The sequence below is a fragment of the Paenibacillus sp. Mc5Re-14 genome (genome assembly GCF_001049835.1).
GTDB lineage: Bacteria > Bacillota > Bacilli > Paenibacillales > Paenibacillaceae > Paenibacillus > Paenibacillus polymyxa_C.
Map to the genome: position 1 here is coordinate 3,471,893 of NZ_CVPD01000001.1, position 18,863 is coordinate 3,490,755.

Annotated in this window: 20 protein-coding genes; 14 read left to right on the forward strand and 6 right to left on the reverse strand. The window is 45.4% G+C overall.

The window, feature by feature from the left end; translation table 11 throughout:
* Positions 1-415 precede the first annotated feature (415 nt).
* Entirely contained in the window at positions 416-1,285 is an 870-nt protein-coding gene (locus BN1546_RS15630; RefSeq protein WP_013373054.1) for a cation diffusion facilitator family transporter, read from the forward strand.
* Between the two features lie 188 nt (positions 1,286-1,473).
* The gene (locus BN1546_RS15635) at positions 1,474-2,664 is read left to right on the forward strand and encodes a C40 family peptidase (protein ID WP_064963544.1); all 1,191 of its coding nucleotides are present in this window, start codon (positions 1,474-1,476) and stop codon (positions 2,662-2,664) included.
* A 129-nt stretch (positions 2,665-2,793) separates the two neighbouring features.
* Here BN1546_RS15635 and BN1546_RS15640 read toward each other — a convergent pair whose 3' ends face one another.
* Positions 2,794-2,961 (reverse strand): DUF1328 domain-containing protein, encoded by a 168-nt coding sequence (locus BN1546_RS15640; protein ID WP_013373051.1) that lies wholly within the window; start codon positions 2,959-2,961, stop codon positions 2,794-2,796.
* Between the two features lie 261 nt (positions 2,962-3,222).
* Between BN1546_RS15640 and BN1546_RS15645 the strand changes: the two genes are divergently transcribed.
* The 11 genes from BN1546_RS15645 (at position 3,223) to BN1546_RS15695 (ending at position 15,266) form a co-directional block, all read left to right on the forward strand.
* The gene (locus BN1546_RS15645; RefSeq protein ID WP_090738238.1) at positions 3,223-3,744 is read left to right on the forward strand and encodes a DUF948 domain-containing protein; all 522 of its coding nucleotides are present in this window, start codon (positions 3,223-3,225) and stop codon (positions 3,742-3,744) included.
* A 50-nt stretch (positions 3,745-3,794) separates the two neighbouring features.
* Positions 3,795-4,313, forward strand: a complete 519-nt coding sequence (locus BN1546_RS15650) for a hypothetical protein (RefSeq protein WP_090738240.1) — start codon at positions 3,795-3,797, stop codon at positions 4,311-4,313.
* Between the two features lie 96 nt (positions 4,314-4,409).
* Positions 4,410-4,751: a YflT domain-containing protein gene (locus BN1546_RS15655; RefSeq protein WP_013373048.1), complete on the forward strand. Its 342-nt coding sequence runs from the start codon at positions 4,410-4,412 to the stop codon at positions 4,749-4,751.
* 232 nt (positions 4,752-4,983) lie between these two features.
* The gene (locus tag BN1546_RS15660) at positions 4,984-6,168 is read left to right on the forward strand and encodes a PP2C family protein-serine/threonine phosphatase (protein WP_058831093.1); all 1,185 of its coding nucleotides are present in this window, start codon (positions 4,984-4,986) and stop codon (positions 6,166-6,168) included.
* Positions 6,152-9,868 carry a response regulator gene (locus BN1546_RS15665; RefSeq protein ID WP_090738242.1) on the forward strand — a complete coding sequence of 1,239 codons (3,717 nt, stop codon included), beginning with the start codon at positions 6,152-6,154 and terminating at the stop codon, positions 9,866-9,868. Before BN1546_RS15660 ends, BN1546_RS15665 begins: the two co-directional genes overlap by 17 nt.
* Positions 9,869-9,948: 80 nt before the next feature.
* A complete protein-coding gene (locus tag BN1546_RS15670; RefSeq protein WP_017425950.1) occupies positions 9,949-10,818 on the forward strand; it encodes a CheR family methyltransferase in 870 nt (289 codons plus the stop codon).
* Between the two features lie 19 nt (positions 10,819-10,837).
* A complete protein-coding gene (locus BN1546_RS15675; RefSeq protein WP_025675411.1) occupies positions 10,838-12,508 on the forward strand; it encodes a response regulator in 1,671 nt (556 codons plus the stop codon).
* A gap of 100 nt (positions 12,509-12,608) precedes the next feature.
* A complete protein-coding gene (locus BN1546_RS15680) occupies positions 12,609-12,947 on the forward strand; it encodes an STAS domain-containing protein (RefSeq protein WP_013373043.1) in 339 nt (112 codons plus the stop codon).
* Positions 12,948-12,965: 18 nt separating this feature from the next.
* Positions 12,966-13,418 (forward strand): anti-sigma B factor RsbW, encoded by a 453-nt coding sequence (gene rsbW / locus BN1546_RS15685; protein ID WP_090738244.1) that lies wholly within the window; start codon positions 12,966-12,968, stop codon positions 13,416-13,418.
* Complete coding sequence (locus tag BN1546_RS15690; protein ID WP_013373041.1) at positions 13,415-14,188, forward strand: sigma-70 family RNA polymerase sigma factor; 774 nt, start codon at positions 13,415-13,417, stop codon at positions 14,186-14,188. Before rsbW ends, BN1546_RS15690 begins: the two co-directional genes overlap by 4 nt.
* A gap of 118 nt (positions 14,189-14,306) precedes the next feature.
* The gene (locus BN1546_RS15695) at positions 14,307-15,266 is read left to right on the forward strand and encodes a magnesium transporter CorA family protein (protein WP_064963539.1); all 960 of its coding nucleotides are present in this window, start codon (positions 14,307-14,309) and stop codon (positions 15,264-15,266) included.
* A gap of 116 nt (positions 15,267-15,382) precedes the next feature.
* Here BN1546_RS15695 and BN1546_RS15700 read toward each other — a convergent pair whose 3' ends face one another.
* The 4 genes from BN1546_RS15700 to BN1546_RS15715 form a co-directional block, all read right to left on the reverse strand.
* A complete protein-coding gene (locus BN1546_RS15700; RefSeq protein WP_090738246.1) occupies positions 15,383-15,853 on the reverse strand; it encodes a DUF5665 domain-containing protein in 471 nt (156 codons plus the stop codon).
* Between the two features lie 95 nt (positions 15,854-15,948).
* The gene (locus BN1546_RS15705; RefSeq protein WP_064963538.1) at positions 15,949-16,350 is read right to left on the reverse strand and encodes a YtxH domain-containing protein; all 402 of its coding nucleotides are present in this window, start codon (positions 16,348-16,350) and stop codon (positions 15,949-15,951) included.
* A gap of 42 nt (positions 16,351-16,392) precedes the next feature.
* The gene (locus BN1546_RS15710) at positions 16,393-16,650 is read right to left on the reverse strand and encodes a GlsB/YeaQ/YmgE family stress response membrane protein (protein ID WP_039276219.1); all 258 of its coding nucleotides are present in this window, start codon (positions 16,648-16,650) and stop codon (positions 16,393-16,395) included.
* A 140-nt stretch (positions 16,651-16,790) separates the two neighbouring features.
* Entirely contained in the window at positions 16,791-17,504 is a 714-nt protein-coding gene (locus tag BN1546_RS15715) for a phosphatase PAP2 family protein (RefSeq protein ID WP_040102889.1), read from the reverse strand.
* Positions 17,505-17,735: 231 nt separating this feature from the next.
* Between BN1546_RS15715 and BN1546_RS15720 the strand changes: the two genes are divergently transcribed.
* Positions 17,736-18,455: a pirin family protein gene (locus BN1546_RS15720; RefSeq protein WP_019688597.1), complete on the forward strand. Its 720-nt coding sequence runs from the start codon at positions 17,736-17,738 to the stop codon at positions 18,453-18,455.
* 158 nt (positions 18,456-18,613) lie between these two features.
* Here the strand turns inward: BN1546_RS15720 and BN1546_RS15725 are convergent, their stop codons facing one another.
* The gene (locus BN1546_RS15725; RefSeq protein ID WP_013373034.1) at positions 18,614-18,841 is read right to left on the reverse strand and encodes a DUF1128 domain-containing protein; all 228 of its coding nucleotides are present in this window, start codon (positions 18,839-18,841) and stop codon (positions 18,614-18,616) included.
* Positions 18,842-18,863 lie beyond the last annotated feature (22 nt).

Here is an 18,863-nt window from a genome sequence, read left to right on the forward strand (position 1 = left end):
GGCTGTGTCCTCATTTTATACGTTTTTAAAAGAAGGGACAAGGGCAACAATGATAACACATCGCTGGAGTAAGGTAGGAGGGAAAATGTCTGTTTTTTGCATAAAGGAAAAATTGTTTTGTGTAACCTACAGGGATGGTGCCTGGCAATACTTTTTCGTTGTGCCTACAGCGATGTAGAGCGGAAAGACTGTTTCTCTAGACCCACACAAAGTACGTCTGTTATCCTGAAAATAACAGTTATCCAAAGGAAAATTGTTATTTTTAGTAGCAGCTTTGCTGCTTGTTTGAGGAGTAGTGTAAGGACAGCTGTGCTGCTTATTTTAAAGAATGGTACGACGGCAGCTATGCTGCTATTTTTATTTCTGGGCAGGTCTCTATGCTGCAAACTATCTATTTGAAGGAGTGTCCTCGGTTGTGGTAAATGTCTATGATGAAATACGAAAAGGTGAGCGAGGGGCGTGGGTGAGTATTGCTGCTTATCTCTTGCTGTCCGCCTTTAAGCTGATTAGCGGATATATATTTGCTTCTAGCGCGTTGCTGGCCGATGGATTCAACAATGTCACCGATATTGTGGTGTCGATTGCTGTATTAATCGGTCTAAGAATCTCCCAGAAACCACCAGATTCCGACCATACCTATGGACATTTTCGGGCCGAAACGATCGCGGCGTTGCTGGCGTCCTTTATTATGGCTGTCGTTGGTTTGCAGGTGCTGATTGACGGAATCGGAAGCATTTTTAAGGGAGGAAAGCAAACACCGGATATTACCTCTGCGGGTGTGGCTGTGATTTGTGCAGTGATTATGTTGGGAGTGTACCTGTACAATAACAGGCTGGCTCGGCAAATCAACAACAAGGCGTTGCTGGCGGCGGCCAAGGATAATCTATCGGATGCACTTGTCAGTGTTGGAGCAGCAGTGGGCATTATCGGGGCACAGTTTGGGCTGCCGTGGTTGGATACTGTTGCGGCGATTGTGGTAGGGTTCATCATTTGTAAAACAGCGTGGGAGATTTTTAGGGATTCCACACATAGCTTGACTGATGGATTTGATGAGCAAGAACTGTCCGACTTACGGAGTACGATTGCTCTTATACCTGGAGTGGAGGGAATTCGTGACGTTAAGGCACGGGTACACGGTAACCATGCGCTGGTGGATGTGGTCATTGAGGTCAATCCGCAGCTCAGTTTGATCGAAGGACATCGGATCAGCGACCGGATTGAGGAACGTCTACAAGAGGTTCATAATACGATGCACGTTCATGTCCATGTAGAACCTAAATTATAGATTAATTATTAAATAATTAGTATAAAAAGTGACTTTAGACCTATACCTAAAATGGTGTACACGCTATCTTTTGTGACGTTTGGATTATATCTCTCTTCCTGCTGCTTTTACTATAATGAAGGCATGTCCGGCTATATTCGTCGGAATTATGCTCTTCAAATTCGTAAAAACAGCCAGGAGGTGCAACATTGAGAAGACGCGTGATGGGAATGCTCATGACGTCAGCCGCGCTGTTGGCAGCAATTCATGTGGCGCCGGGTCAGGTTGACGCAGCGGCATCGACTACAGCATCCGCAGGCCAGAAGGCGGTTATCCAGGCGGCTGTAAAGCTTAGATCTGGCCCTTCCACTACGGGCGATGTAGTCAGCTTTATGAAGCAGGGAGAGGCCGTAACGGTATTGGAGAAAACAAACAACTATTGGTATAAGGTCAAGACTTCTGATGGAGTAACCGGCTACACAAGCAGCTCTGACAAGTACATAAAAGTTGGCGCTACCAGCGTCGCTGCTGCTGCCACGTCGCCTGTCAGCCGTAAAACGGAAGCCTCAGAGTCAGCTAAAACTGTTTCAGCTTCAGTTAAAAATGTTTCAACTAAAGAGGCTTTGGCTTCAGTGAATAGTTCTGCCGGTCAAACGAAAGCTACGATTCAAACGTCCGTTCGTTTGCGGGCGGAGGCATCCACTTCTTCCGAGGTTCTGGGCTATATGAACACAGGGGATGTCGTAACGATTACCGATTCAAGCAACGCATATTGGTTCAAGGTCACCACTGCTGACGGTACAGTAGGCTATGTCAGCTCATCTCCACAATATATTCGTATTGGTGAGGGCGTTGTTGTGCAGCAGGCAGTAGCTTCTGCGGCTGCACCAGCTTCAGATACTACTGCCCTACCTGCGGTAGCGTCTCCTGTATCGACGGTTAGCTTGTCTTCTGGTGATGCAGCGGCTGCAATTGAACAGGTTATTGACACAGGTATGACTTACCTTGGAACACCTTATGAATATGGTTCTGATCGCAACAGTACGGCTACTTTTGATTGCTCGGCATTTACTCGCCAAATTTTCCGTCAGGCTGTAGGTATCCAGCTTCCGGCAGATTCTCGTTCACAGGGTGAGTGGATCAAGCAGAATAGTCAGCCGAATACGGATATGACTACACTGAAGCGTGGCGATCTGCTCTTTTTTACAAATTATAATGCATCTTCAGGGGCGTACACGTCCTTGGATAATTCCTCCCAAACGATTACGCATGTAGCTGTATACTTGGGAGACAACAAGCTTCTCCATACGTTTTCTGTAGCGGCCGGTGGTGTTAAAGTTACGGATTTCAGCAAGCCTTGGCAGGATCGTTTCCTGTTTGGAGGCAGCGTGATCCAATAGAAACGTCGTTCACTGTTAAAAGTTACATCAAAAAAGGATGTTCCACAACTCTGTTGACCAGGGTGGGAACATCCTTTTTTGATAAGCATATGATACATAACACTTTTGGGCGTACCAATCATCCAATGCCTATGAGGCTCGTTTTCTTCCGGTAAAGAGTGAAATAACGAATAACACCAAAAATAGTACAAATAACATTTTGGCGATTGTAGCGGCTACGGAGACGACGATACCAAAAAAACCTAAAATCCCGGCGATCACAGCAAAAACTAAGAATAAAGCCGACCATTTCAGCATGTTCTGTATCCTCCTTTGATTGTATATAATGTGGCATACTCGCGCCCTGATCGAGCGTGGTAGCAGATGACAGTGACTTCTACAGATTAAGCGTGGCTGTGCCATCATTATATGGTGTTTTAAACGATGCAAGGGCCTGTGAATCATAACGATTGGAGCACAAGGAGCTACCAGTCTGGACGTTGTTTCGTGTCCGAATGTAGAGGGTAACTATGCAGTAATCATAAACATCATCGTGAAAGACGAAAGAGAGGTTACGCTATGTTAACACAGGTCAGCATTTTTATTATTGCTATCGCATTTGCCGTTCTCGTTATTTACCTTATTAAGACTTTGAAAGCAGCCCAAGGTTCTCTGGATAAGGTGACTCAAACCTTGCAGGAAGTACAAAAGACAGTCGATGAACTGAGTTATGAAGTAAAGCAAACGGTTCGACATGCAAATGACATCACCGCAGATGTTGATCATAAATTGAAGCAAGTGGAACCAGTGATGGAGTCGGTTAAAAACCTGGGGGAGGTACTTAGTGAAGTGACGCTGGCCGCCAAGCAGGCTTCAACAGCGTTAATGACACGGCTTCAGAAGTCGCGAAGCACTGCGAGCAGCCCTTCCGGAACGGAGAAGGCAATCAAGTCAACGGTTTCGAACAGACCTTTGACTGCAACAGAGCGGACGGTTCAGAGCTACAATGCCACTTATGGGGAACCTGCGGGCAAGCCAGCTAAGAACTGGCTGGGTTATGTAGACATCGCTGCTGGGGTGTGGCAGAAAATGCGTCAGTAGTATAGTGCTGAACCGTAAACTATTGGAAATTCATTGAAAGGGTGAGAATTATGATGAAGACATTATTACTAGCCGCTGGTTTGCTCACTCCCTTTTCCGGACAGGATACGGTTCAGCAAACCGTCTCCCCGCAGACAGCGGGGCATATGGTAAGGGCTGTTCAGACGATAACCGCTCCACATGCTGTGCCAGCTGATTTTCAGACCTTAAATGGCATATCTCTGGATGATACTCGTACGGATGTATTAAAAAAACTGGGCAAGCCACTTCGAGTCAAGAAGGATATGCTGCTGCTTTCTACAGAATATCAATATCCGGATGTCGTGGTAGGTATGCGTGATGACGTCGTCTCTTATGTGCATGTAGATCCTGCTGCCGGTCGAATCAAAGTGAATGATAAGTGGCTGCCACTGCAACGGAAAACGCTGGATCAGGCGCTAGGCGGCTCGCAATTTACGGCAGAAGACGGAGAAGTATATGTACGCGGGCAGCGTGCGATCAAAGTGTTTACGGATAAGACGTCTGATAAGCCGAAGTATGTTGAGTTTTTTGATGAAACGGAGTGGTGATCGATTTTTTCAAGGCGTGACATCATATGGAAGTTTCAAATGGATGAATGAAGTGTAATAGTCAGGGAAGTCAATCCTTAAAGGAGCGTGAGAAACATGAATCAGACCAATCATAAATCTTATGCCAAGGTGGTAGAGAACGGTGTACAAGCCGTTGAAGCTGTGAATGAGTTGCGTAACACGGGCTATCGTTATGAGGATGTGTTCGTGCTCGCTCATGATCAGGATCGGACGGATCGTATCGCCGATACGGTGGCTGCCAAGGAAATCGGGATTAAGGAAGAAGGCGTTTTCGACTCATTAGCGAATTTGTTCCGCTCCCGTGGCGATGAGCTTCGTGCTAAAATCACTTCCTTGGGTTTTACAGATACGGAAGCAGATTTTTATGAAAAAGAATTAGATCAGGGTAAAGTGCTGGTTATTGCGAAAAAAGCGTGATATTTCCAGCTCATCATAGGATCAAACAAGCTTAGATTTGAAAAAGATGTTGGCCGCAGCACGAGTGTTTCGCGGGTCCTCCAAAAACATAGATAAGGAATGGGGCTTCAGCCTCATTCCTTATCTATGTTTTTGGAATGCCTGCTTACGGAAACGCTATTTCCAATCAACATGGGTGTTGCCCCCTAAGCAGGTATAGTATAATACATGGGTTACAGATAAGGAGAGAGCAATGAGAATTCTAATTGTTGACGATAATCCAACGAATGTCATTATTATTCGTGAAATACTAAAAAAAGAAAATTATCGCGATGTAATCTCTGCCAGCTCGGCCGCAGAAATGTTGGAGCATCTGGGAATCGGCGACCGTACCATTAGTCTCCGGCCCCGTCCTTCGGATATTGATTTGGTGCTGCTGGATATGATGATGCCTGAAATGGACGGCATTGAGGCTTGCAGTATTGTGCAGGAATATGAACATTTAAAAGATATTCCGATTATTATGGTTACCGCTGTAGGCGATTCTAAAAAATTGGCCGAAGCCTTGGATGTGGGAGCCGTCGATTATGTCACGAAGCCGATCAACAAGGTAGAGCTAATGGCTCGTATTCGATCTGCCTTGCGTCTCAAGCAGGAAAAGGACTGGCATAAGGACCGGGATCAGCGAATCCAGGATGAATTGAAGCTGGCTGCGATGGTGCAGCAGGCGGTGCTGAGTCCTGCCATTCAGGACCCGATGCTGCAAGCGAATGCACTGTACCAGCCTTCCTTTGAACTGGCGGGGGATTTATATTCATGGTATCCGCTAGGGGAAGGGAGATATGCCGTCATTTTGCTCGATATGATGGGCCATGGCATTTCTTCTTCTCTGTTTTGCATGTTCATTGCGTCTGTACTTAAGGATACGGTGACCACGTATGTGGAGCCGGAGAAGGTCATACAAGAGCTGAATCGTCGTTTTAATCAACTGGATTTGGGCAAGCAACTGGTACAGTATTATTTTACGGCGATTTATATGGTGATTGATACTCGTTCACGGCGAATTGACTATGTAAATGCAGGGCATCCTCCCGGCTTGCTGTTCAATCAGGACGGCAGTATAACCAAATTAGACCGTGCGTGTAGCCCGGTCGGATTGTTTGATAAAATTGATGCAGAGATGCACACGATTTATTACGAAGGAACTGGGCATATCGCTTTGTATACAGATGGCTTGCTGGAGGCGGTAGAAGGTGAATATGAGGAACAATTGGATTATCTGACTGCCTGTCTGCGTAAGTATGAGGAATGGAATGAAGAAGCGATGCTGGATGCATTTTTTCGTAATGACGGGGGACCGCAGGATCGCGATGATGATAAGTGCCTGATCTGGATTTCGCTGAAAGAGGGAGAGAGCTTGCATGAAAATCAGAAATAAGCTGCTGATTGGCTTTGGATCGCTTATGGCGATCCTCCTTGTGCTGACGCTAATCAGCTATGACCGGATGGGGAGCCTGAATGAACAGCTAAACCAGGTTTATCAAGAACGATATGTGAAGGTCCGGAAAACAACAGCTATACGCGGACAGGTGAACGATATGGCTAAAGTGATGGCCAATCTAATCTTGAATCCAGGCTCCTCTGTCGGCGAGGCCAAACGCGAGCTCGATGATCTTTCCGCTGTGGGTACTAAAGTGATGGCTAGTCTGCAAACGGATTCCGGAACCAGTGAAGAGCAACAGCAGATTGACCGGGTGGCTGCTGCATGGAAAGACTTCATAAACTACGAAGAGAGACTCATTTCCTTATTGGGGCAAGATCGTATTGAGGAAGCTAATGCTTTCCGTAATAGCACTGGACTGCCTGCTCAAGAGGAGGCAATGAACAGCATTAATACCCTTGCCGTTTTTCAGGATCGGGAAATTGATAACGATATGAAGCAAGCCAATCGGGCCTATGAGGAATCTGTGCAGATTACCACAATCCTGATGGCTGCTGGTCTGATCATGGGCTTACTGGTTATTTTGTGGGTGCTCCCGAGCATTGCCAAAGGTCTAAATACTGTTAACCTCATGATGAGCGGCTTTGGCAAGGGAAAGTACAGGGCTATCAGCCGGATGAGTGTGGCCTCCAAAGATGAAATCGGAGAGGTTGCTCGTGTGTTTCAACAATTGGCTGGCGACCTAGATGAAAAAAGGAAATTCGAGCATTCCGTCCTTCAAACGCAGAAGGATCAAACCTGGCTTAATGCCAATACTGCTCGGTTAACTGAGCTGTTTCGTGGTGTGAATTCACTGGAGCAGGTTGCTCAGATGTTCATTAGTGAGTTTACGCCCATCCTGGGAGGCAGTTACGGAGCCATCTACCTGCAAGGAAAAGATGTAGAAGACCACCGATTCAAGTTGTATGGCTCCTATGCAAAGGTGACTGGCGAAGGCTCGATCAGAGACGTTATCCAGGTGGGCGAAGGTTTGCTTGGACAGTGTGTTCTGGATCGTAAGCCAATCTTGGTTACAGAGGCGCCTGAAGGATACTTGTCCATTGGCTCCGCCTTAGGAGAAAGTAAGCCCGTGGGAATTATGATTTTCCCTATTATGTTCGAGGATGAATGCATTGGTGCCGTGGAAATAGCGTCACTGGATCGCTTCAGTGATCTGGAAACGAAGCTGTTTGCTCAGTTAGTGGAGAGCTTGGGGATCATTTTGAACAATATCAAGGGACGGATGCGAGTTGAGCAACTGCTGCGCGAATCGCAGGCACTTACCGAAGAATTGCAATGTCAGTCTGAAGAGCTGCAAACTCAGCAAGAAGAACTCAAGCGTTCCAACGAGAATTTGGAGCAGCAAACAGAGGAGCTTAAGCGTTCCGAGGAATTATTACAGCGTCAACAGGAAGAATTGGAGCATTTTAATACTGAACTGATTGCCAAAACGAGAGCACTGGAAGAACAGGTTCGAGAAGTGGAAGAAAAGAACGATGAGATCGAACGTGCACGAGCCCAGTTGGAGCAACAGGCGATGCAGCTTGGGATCACAAGCAAATACAAATCCGAGTTTTTGGCCAATATGTCGCATGAACTGCGTACTCCGCTAAATAGCTTGCTCATTCTTTCTCAGCTACTGTCTGAGAACAAGGAAGGCAATCTCAAGCCCAAACAGGTGGAATATGCACAAACCATTTATATGTCAGGCGCGGATTTGTTGAAAATGATTGATGAAATTCTGGATTTATCCAAAGTGGATGCTGGAAAAATGGATATTAATCATGAAACGGTCCATTTGGAGGAGCTGGAGCTGTTTGTTGAACAGAATTTTGCTCCGGTCGCAGCCAAACGTGAGCTTCAACTGCATACCGAAATTGAAGAGAACTTGCCAGATGCCATTATTAGTGACGGTTATCGTCTCAAACAAATTTTACGTAACTTGCTGTCCAATGCGTTCAAGTTCACCACCGAAGGCTCTATTCGTTTCAAGGTATCTCGGGCAAACGGAGAGCAGCTTCCAGATATGTTAGATTCACGAAAATCCTATCTGGCTCTATCTGTACGTGATACAGGCATCGGAATTGCTTCAGACAAAACAGATCTGATTTTCGAAGCCTTTCAGCAGGTAGACGGTACGACTAGCCGGAAATACGGGGGAACAGGGCTAGGGCTGTCGATCAGCCGTGAGCTTTCCAAATTGTTGGGCGGTGCCATTACAGTCGAGTCCGAGCAGGGACAGGGCAGTTGCTTCACACTGTATTTGCCGGAACAAACGCCTACCGAAAAGAATATGGATTCTCATTCGAGAGAGGCGTTTGACAGTACAGATGTACATCCGGATTATGAGGGTGTCGCTGCTTCAGCGGAAGCAGATCTTCCAATGATTATGCCTGCTGAACGCTTACCTGTGTATCAGATGCCTGCGAAGAGCGGAGTAGAGGACATACATCCGGGTGATGACCGAAACGAGATTACCCCGCAGGATAAAGTGTTGCTGATTATTGAGGATGATATTAATTTTGCTAATATTTTGTATGACATGGCCCATAGCCGAGGCTTTAAGGCGCTGATCGCTCTCAAAGGAGACGATGGGCTAAACATGGCTCATTCTTATCTGCCGGACGCTATTATATTAGATATTCAGTTACCTGTGATGGATGGCTGGTCCATTTTGGGCGAGCTGAAAGGAAACTCATCGACACGTCATATTCCAGTACATGTTATTTCGGTCATTGATGATGTGAAGCAGGGCTTGATGATGGGCGCGATTGCCTATCTCAAAAAGCCTTCTTCGAAGGAGAGTCTGGATAAGGCATTTTCACACATAAAATCGTATACGGACCAAATGGTAAAACGCCTCCTTGTGGTCGAGGATGACGATAATCAGCGCAAGTCCATTATTGAGCTCATCGACCATGATGATGTGGCCATTACGGCGATCTCGACAGGTAAAGAAGCACTAAACGAGCTGGCCACCCAGCGGTATGACTGCATGGTACTGGATCTGATGCTCAGTGACATGACAGGCTTTGAGTTGCTCGACCGCATTCGGGAAAATGAGCAGCTCACCGATCTGCCGATCATTATTTATACAGGCAAAGATCTGGATAGTAAGGAAGAAACACAACTTCGAAAATATGCAGAGTCTATTATTATTAAGGATGTCAAATCGCCGGAACGACTTTTGGATGAGACTACGTTGTTCCTGCATCGGGTGGAAGCCAATCTTCCTGAGGACAAACGTAAAATTTTGCAGAAGCTTTATAACAAGGAAGAGTTGTTTGAAGGCAAAAAAATATTGTTGGTAGACGATGATATTCGTAATGTATTTGCTCTGTCCAGTGTGCTAGAAAGCTATCGTATGGAGGTTACCTTTGCTGAAAATGGAAGGGAAGCACTGGAAATGCTTGAGCAGACGCCAGATTTTGATCTGGTGCTGATGGATATGATGATGCCTGAAATGGATGGATATGAAGCGATGCGACGTATTCGGTTAATGCCACAATTCGAGAAGTTGCCTATTATTGCCCTGACAGCCAAAGCGATGAAGGATGATCGTTCCAAGTGTATTGAGGCAGGCGCTTCCGATTATGTAAAAAAACCGATTCAAACCGAACAGCTTTTATCATTAATGCGGGTGTGGTTGTATTCGTAATCCAAAAAAATGGGTAATATAAATTGACACTTGATTGAGAGCGGTACAGGCAAAACCTATTTAGGAATTGGAGAGAGATTATGACATCGAAGGATATGGCGGATAATGCTGCTAATGAAGTGAAATCGAATGACAATGAGCGGGAAATGATTGAGATTGAGCTGTTGCTGGAAGGTATACATCGGCTGTACGGCTACGATTTTCGCAACTACGCTCTGCCATCGATCAAGCGGCGTATTTATTATCATGCGCAGTCCGAGAACGTAAGCACGATATCAGGACTTCAGGAGAAGGTGCTGCATGATCGCAGCGCCTTTGATAGACTGGTACAGAGTCTTTCCATTCCGGTGACCGAGATGTTTCGCGACCCGGAGCTGTTTTTAATTTTCAGGCAAAAAATCATTCCTATTTTACGGACGTATCCGTATATCCGAATATGGCATGCAGGTTGCTCCACAGGTGAGGAAGTGTATTCTATGGCAATCATGCTGCATGAGGAAGGCTTATATGACAAGGCCCGTATTTATGCGACGGATATGAATAACCTGTCTTTACAACAAGCGAAGGAAGGCGTATATGGGATTGACCGAATGAAGCTGTATACCAAAAATTATTTGGAATCTGGGGGCACACAATCGTTCTCTGAATATTATACAGCCAAGTATGATTCGGTGATGTTTCACCCCTTTTTACGAAAAAATATCATTTTTGCTGAGCACAATTTAGCGACAGACCGGTCTTTTAACGAGTTCAATGTTATTTTTTGCCGGAATGTTATGATTTATTTCAACGACGAACTTCGCAACCACGTACATGGGTTGTTTTACGATAGCTTGAGTCATTTTGGTGTGTTGGTGCTTGGGGCCAAGGAATCCATACATTTCACCGATTATAGTGATTCCTACGAGCCGCTGGACCGGGTAGAGAAGATATACCGGAAGATTAAATAGAGATGCTTAGGAGGATTCCATGGGGCTTCATGAACCGATTCATATATTGCTGGTAGATGACAGACCTGAGAACCTGCTCGCTCTTGAGGCAGTGCTGGAGAGTGAACAATATAATCTGGTAAAGGCCACATCTGGGGAAGAAGCGTTGCGATGTCTATTAAAAGATGAATTTGCACTCGTTGTCCTCGATGTGCAAATGCCGGGTATGGATGGAATTGAGACCGCAAAGTTAATCAAGGCCAGAGAGAAGACGAAGGATATTCCGATTATCTTCATTTCAGCTAACAGCAAGGAAGCGGAGCATTTGTTTGCGGGATATTCAGCGGGCGGTATTGATTATATGGTAAAGCCGTTCATCCCTCAAATTCTCAAGTCCAAAATTGAAGGCTTCGTACAAATGTATCTAACAAACAAGCGCTTGAAAACACAGTCCATGCTGCTTCATCAGAAGACGCAGGAGCTGGAAAAGATGAACAGCGAACTGATTGCCGCCAAGGAGGCGGCAGAGATTGCTGCTAATGCCAAAACCGAATTTTTGGCAATGATGAGCCATGAGATTCGCACGCCTATGAACGGTGTCATTGGTATGATTGATCTGCTGATGGAGACAGAGCTGCAAAACGATCAACAGGAATATGCCGATATCATCCGTCGCAGTGCGGACGCGCTGGTCGCAGTCATTAATGATATTCTGGACTTTACCAAGCTGGAGTCAGGCAAGATGGAAGTTGAGGAGTATCCATTTGATTTGGTTTCCTGTATCAAGGAAGTTTTCAGCCTATTTACCGTAGAGGTGAACCGCAAGAATTTGGAACTGGTTTATTTTCTCGATGAACAGATGCCTCCCGTGTTATATGGAGATATGGGTAGACTGCGTCAAGTACTGATTAACTTGGTCTCCAATGCTGTTAAATTTACAGATCAGGGCGGGGTATATGTTTTCGCATCTGTTAAAGAGCGTAGCGACAATGGGCTTACCGTTGAGTTTTCTGTAAAAGATACAGGCATTGGTATTGATCCTGCCAAGGTTGGAAGGCTATTTCATCCCTTTTCCCAACTGGATTCTTCAATGACACGCAAATATGGTGGAACTGGTCTAGGACTCGCTATTTGCAAAACCTTAGTGGATATGATGGGCGGAGATATCCGTGTGGATACAAGTGGAGAACAGGGTGTGGCGTTTCATTTTACAATGAAGCTTGGCGTTGCCAAGGAAAATGAACTGGAGGGGGAGTCCAGCCACGATTGGGAAATTCCACAACAGGAGCCCCCAACCCGTAAACCTGTACTGGTCGTGGATGACCATCCCATCAACCAGAAGCTGATGGTGAATATACTGGATAAGCTCGGTTTGGCTTCAGACGTGGCAGCAGATGGGCAACAGGCGCTTGATATGGTCACTGCGAATCAGGATTACGACTATATCTTTATGGACTTGCAGATGCCTGTAATGGACGGTCTGGAGTGTACGAGTAGAGTACGTGAACAATTGGCGGGAAGATCTCAGCCTGCCATTATCGCTATGACAGCTAACGTCATGGATGGGATTCAGCCCCGATGTATTGAAGCTGGAATGAACGATTATATTAGTAAGCCCGTTAAAATCAGCAGTGTAAAACAGGCGTTGCTCCGGCATTCACCGGACCATTTTCCAATGCAGCCAGGTAAAGACCGAATCAATGAAGCCTAGCTGGTGGTATTTTACAGGTGTATAAAAAGTTATAACGTGATTCAAACACTCGTATATTGGGTTAGTATGTAGGGAAATCTTTTTTTGGGAGAGTAGGCCAATGAATACTAATAAAAATGAGAAGTTCAATGCGATCACAGAAACAGCAGATGGTGTAAATACCGTTTATCTGAGTGGAGAATTGGATCTTTCGGTAGCACCTGATTTTCGTCTGGTCATGGAGCCTTTAGTGGGGGAATCCAGCCAGGATTTGATTGTTAACTTGAGAGACCTTAAATACATTGACAGCACTGGCATTGGTATTTTGTTATCTATTTTAAAAGCAAGGCATGGGATGGAGTCCCGGTTTACGGTTCAAGAGGTACCGCCTCAGATTCAAAAACTGTTTGATATGACCGGTATTGCCAAATTCTTTGCCCCCCAGGAGAATTCCCAATAGGAAAGGAAAGAAAAAGAAATGAATGCTCAAATTCAAAAAGTAGTTCTTAACTTGCCGGCCACAGCTGACTTTGTTGATATTGTAAGATTAAATTTATATGGTATTGCCGCGAAAATGGGATTCTCTTATGAGGAGATTGAAGACATGAAAGTGGCCGTATCGGAAGCCTGTAATAACTCTGTTCTCTATGCATATGGTCATGAGGGAGGAGTCGTGGAAGTAACATTCGAATTTGACGAAGCTTCGTTGTCCATTCGTGTCAAAGATGAAGGGGAGAGCTTTGAACGTGTGGAGGACCCGACTTGTATCGCATCCTTGCATGACAAGGAGTTGAATGATGCGCAGATCGGCGGATTGGGCTTTTATCTCATGCAGGCGCTTATGGACGATGTTCATATCTTGAATGAGACAGGAAAAGGCACCGAAGTGGTGTTGGTAAAGCGTCTGACCAGAAGTGAGGAAACAGTATGAATGAAAAGGTAACTCCCCCGGAGTCGATGGATGAAGCCGTTGGTCTAATCTGGGAGTACCAGCAAACCAAAGATAACGAAATTGCTACCGTGCTGATCCGCAAGTATGAGCCCATGGTCAAGATGGCTGCTGGGAAGATATCCCGTAACCGCCCGGACTTATACGAGGATTTATATCAGACCGGTCAGATGGCTTTGATACGTCTGCTCCAGCAATACGATATCAGCTTGGGTATCCCATTTGAGCCGTACGCTATGAAAAGTATGCTGGGACATATGAAAAATTATTTGCGCGACAAATCCTGGTACATACAGGTTCCTCGTCGCATCAAGGAAAAGGGTGCGCTTGTTCAACATGCCATTGATGAGCTGACTGTCAAATTAGAACGCTCACCCAATGTGAACGAGATTGCGGAGTATCTGGACCTTACCGTTGAGGAGACGATCGAGGTGCTTGCTGGCCGTGAGTGCTACCACTATGTTTCACTGGACTCGCCATTATCTCAGGAAGAGAGTGCAGCTACGTTAGGAGAGCTTATTAGCTCAGATGCTAACGATTTTGACACGGTGGAAAAACGGATGGATCTTCAGCAGGCTTTAAGCCAACTGAAAGAGCAGGAACAGAAAGTACTTCTTCTGGCATTTCAGGACGGTCAATCTCAACGTGCGATTGCACAGACGTTGGGCGTATCACAGATGAGCGTTTCCCGTATTCAGAAGCGGGCAACAGAAAAGTTGAAGCAGATTATGTCTAATTCCTCTATTTCATGACAAGATCGCTGAATTCATGGCTTATAATATTTGACGTCCCATCGTAAGGACACGTTATTCCAATTAGGGAAGCGTGTCCTTTTTATAAAGCGGAAAAAACAAAGAAAGGATGGAACCCATGACAGCATTTGAACAGATTTCTACCTTTCGTGGAGGCTGGGAATGGTGGGATATCTGTGCTGCGGACTGGCAGGATTCAGTCATACAGCACTTGAAGGAGAAGCTCCCAGAAGCCGCAGAGTGGCTGGATAAGGTAGAGGACATTCCATCCAGTTTTATTTCTGTGCGCTTTCCAGATGGCAATCAGCCGTTGATGTGCGGATCGTTGATCTACTCCGTTCAGGAGGAGATCGACAGTCAGCGCAATTGCAACAAGTTTTATTTTCTAGTCCTAGACCAGAAGCTAGTGACCTTAAATCTAGACCAAAATACACGTGAAATTATGCATACCGCGGAACGCCAAACCATGCTGGAACAGTGTGAGGATGCAGCAGACGGCATGTTCGTATTGGCGAGAGCCGTGCTTCATTATTTTCATACGGGAATGGATAAGTTTGAGATCAACCTGAGAAGACTGGAAGAGGACATGGAGAAAAGGAATGCACGTACGCTGATGGATTCTATATTGAATGCGCGTTTCGAGCTGTTGTATTGGAGCAATATGTTCATCCCTTTTTCAGAGCTGGTCACGGCTTCCCGCGAAGCATATCTGGATAAGCTGGAGGAGAATCGCTTTTTTAAGCAGTTATTGTACCGTGTCACTCGGATGGAGGGACTTTTCCGCCATTATGAAAAGGAAATCGACACATTGATCTCCATAGATGATGCCATTTCCGCATTTAGGGGCAATGAGATTACGAAGACGCTCACCATTGTGACCGCTGTATTTACGCCTGCCACTGTAGTGGGTGCTATTTGGGGCATGAACTTTGAAAATCTGCCTTGGATTAAAACAGGCTGGGGCTTCACCATTGTGATTGTTGCTACTCTGCTAAGTATGGCGGGGATGTACGGCTGGCTGATGATGAAGGGGTGGACGGGAGATTTATTAAAAACAAACAAGCGTAACAAATTGTAGTGGCTGATTACAGCTGTTGCAATTTACAAATAAAAAACGATCCATCGTAACTAGAGGCTCTTTGAGGAGTCTATTACCGGTTACGAAGGATCGTTTTTAATTGAGATAGAAGACAATTACTTAGTACCTTGGCTCATTTTGATATATCCTAACAATTCGGCGATGAAATCTCCGATGACCGGAAGATTTAACTGCACTAGGAAGCTGAGCAACCAAGCGAGTAAGGCGAGTACGACGACTGTACCCAGTGTAAGGCCGAGACCTCGTGAAATCCCAGCCGTCAGATTGCTGATAATTCTTCTTTTTGTGCTGGAGTAGTTCTCTATAATATCTTTGAATTCTGCTTTTTCCAATGTATCTGCAATTTGATCTAAGCGTTTATTAAGCCGCTTAACCTCATGGCGCAGCTCAAAAGGATGTTCATTCACATCAAAATCTCTTTCATGATCATGCTTTTTAACATGAGTAGGTGAGGTCTGCTTGGATGAAACCTCGTCTGGTTGATCTTGTGTCTGCAGGGGGTGAAAGGTTCTCTTGTTGTTCCGGGCAAGATCATCTCCATAGGAGTGTGGTTTGTTCATGGTCATCCCAGCCTTTCTATCATTTAAAAACAGCCAGCTTCTTGCATGCTGGCTGTTCAGTGTTTGGAGCTTATTTTGGTTGTAATCGAAATGTGTTGTTATTAGGAATTTGCATTTAATTGCTTCTGAGTGTCCTTGGCTGCCTGAGCCGTTGCATCCATAACCTCTTTATCTGCTTTGGCCGCTTCATTAGCAACATCCGCAGAGGCTTTAGTTACGCTGGATACGATGTTGTCTTTGCTCTCGGCTACCGTTTTGGCTACATCTGCTGTTTTGGTGGAAACGGTTTTAGCCAAATCCGTTGCTTTGCTGCTGACTACGGATGCGACATCCTTGGTTTTATCGGAGACAACGGTCATTTTTTCGGACAGATCGCTACGCAAATCGCGGCCTGGTTTTGGAGCGAACAGCAGGGCTGCCGCAGCACCAATCAAACCTCCAATGAATAAACCCTTTGCAAAACCTGAAGTGCTTGCCATATTTTGATTGTCCATGTTACTCATGATATATCACTCCTTTTATAGAATAAAAAATATATATAAATGTTAGGTAGCCCTTCTTAATAGTTTGGACACAAGTCCGAGCAAGAACACGAACAATGCGGTTCCAAGTATGGCTGGAATAACTGCAAAATCTCCGATGACTGGGCCCCAGTCTCCTAGAATCATGGCACCGAGCCAAGCTCCTACAAATCCAGCAATCATAGAGCCCGCAATGCCGCCAGGCATTTCATGACCAGCTAGAGCATCGCCAATCAATCCGATAATAATAGCCATTACAATACTTAGGACAATTCCCCACACAAGGATCGCCTCCTTTATCTTGAGTTCACACAACGATAATGTTTTTGATGAATCTTTGAGCTTTCGTTATTTCTTCGCCTTGCTTACTTCGTATATAAACGTTGTGACCGTGAGTGAAACAAAAAGCCATCTTAGAGCGCTTATGGACGGGGGAGAGATGAAGGGGAGGAAGGCCACAGACGCGCTTGCCAATAGACCACGGGAACGGTAAATACCAGCCAGATCATACCTGCAATATAGCCGCCTACAATGTCGGTAGGAAAATGAACTCCTAAATATACACGGCTGAGGCCAATCAAGAGAATGAGCAATGCACCAAGAACACACGGAAGGAAGAATGTTCGCTTATGAACCATTCGTTCTATAGCCCAAATGGCAAATATCATTCCGTAAAATCCCATGGAAATCATCGCATGACCGCTGGGGAAACTGTAACCCCCCGCTTCCACCAAATGTTGAAGAGACGGGCGTTCCCGTTGTAAAAATTCTTTTATGATCGTATTTAGCACCCACATCGCGGTAAAGCTGCTTAGGATGGCAAAGGAGTACGCTTTTGAACGGAGATAGACCCAGCACAAGATTGCGGTACCGATTGCTATCAGTAATGATATGCGGAATGAGCCTAACGATGTAATGAAGATGGCGACGGGTAGCAGTTGGTAATGAGTAGCAGCTGTGTCTGGAAAAACAATATCTTGAATGCGCTCATCCCAATATAGAAAAGGAGCTGTGCCAATCCATCTTACTGAATAGGCAATGAGAAGTAAGACAGCGATCATGATCATAGATGCGGATAGACTGCGACGCAAATAGCTTGGTAAGAATCGGAATCGTTGAGGTTCATGGGATAGCATATGTAGTAAATCGCCTCCTTATGGCTGTGATAGATTGATTTTGTGTACTATTAACTTAACGAAAAATGAACTGGAGAGCAAAATCAGACAGAGACAATAGGCTGATTGACGCATATAAGTGCGGGGTAAAGGGATCGTATTACAGCGTTTGTAATGCCAGGGCCGGAAGTGGATTAGGAATCACGAAGTAAGGGCTGCTTTACGGAACTGAAATCCATGGAGGTGTTAAGGATGATTAAAATAGTGACATCAGCAGAGAGACATACCTCAAATAAAGGATGGATTCATAGTGAGTTTAGCTTTTCGTTTGCAGATTATGAAGATCCGAGCAATGCCCATTTTGGATGTATGCTGGCCCATAATGATAATGAGCTTAAACCGCAGCAAGGGTTCAAAAGACATCCGCATCATGATTTGGAAATCGTTACCTATGTAATTGAAGGTCTTCTGCATCATAGCGACAGCTTGGGCCACGAACAGGATCTGAAAAGCGGCTCGATCCAGGTTATGAGTGCAGGCACCGGGATTGAACATGAGGAGCGAAATCCTGGGGATGAAAAACCGGTTCGCTTTTTGCAAATGTGGTTTCTACCTGAGAGTCCTGGCCTTCAGCCTTCTTATCAGGTACAAAGATTCAAGCATAGTGAACGCCTAAATCGACTTCAGCCTGTAGTGTCTGGTTCAGAGGTGGAGGGAGCGCTATCCATTGCACAGGATATAAATCTGTATCTGAGTAGATTGGAAAAGGGACAGCAGCTTGAATATCCGCAGCAAGAAGAGCGCCGTACTCACATTTATATCATTAGCGGTCATGTCGAAGTTACGTGTCAGGATGGGGAATTTCAGTTAAGACCTGGTGATGCCGCGCGAATTCAAAAAAGCTGTACATTAAAGATACTAGCTACAGGGAATGAGGAAATATCTGAACTGGTATTAGTAGATTTGCCTTGAAGTGTCCATGGGTAAAGGAAGAAGTGTATGAAAATACGTATATGCATCGAAAAAATAAAGCTCGTATCCCTTGTGCGTCTGTTAAGACGACCGGAGATACGAGCTTTATTTATGGTGACAAACTTTAAATAGCCAAGCTGTCTGTCCTACAAGCTGGTTTAGGAGGACTTACGCAATCTACCCAGTTCGGAGACAATGGCTTCAACCTCTGAAATGCTGAGGTTAGGCTTGCTGATCACCATATCGTAGACATCATGGATGTCCTCGTATTGCTCTAGCGAGAAAGCGGAAGCCTGCATAGCAGCACCACTCGCCATACGAAGCTTGGTTTTAATGCCCTCAATCATATACTCAATGTTGGCATGAGACGGTACAGACAAATCCATCGTTAATGTTCCATCCTTTCAT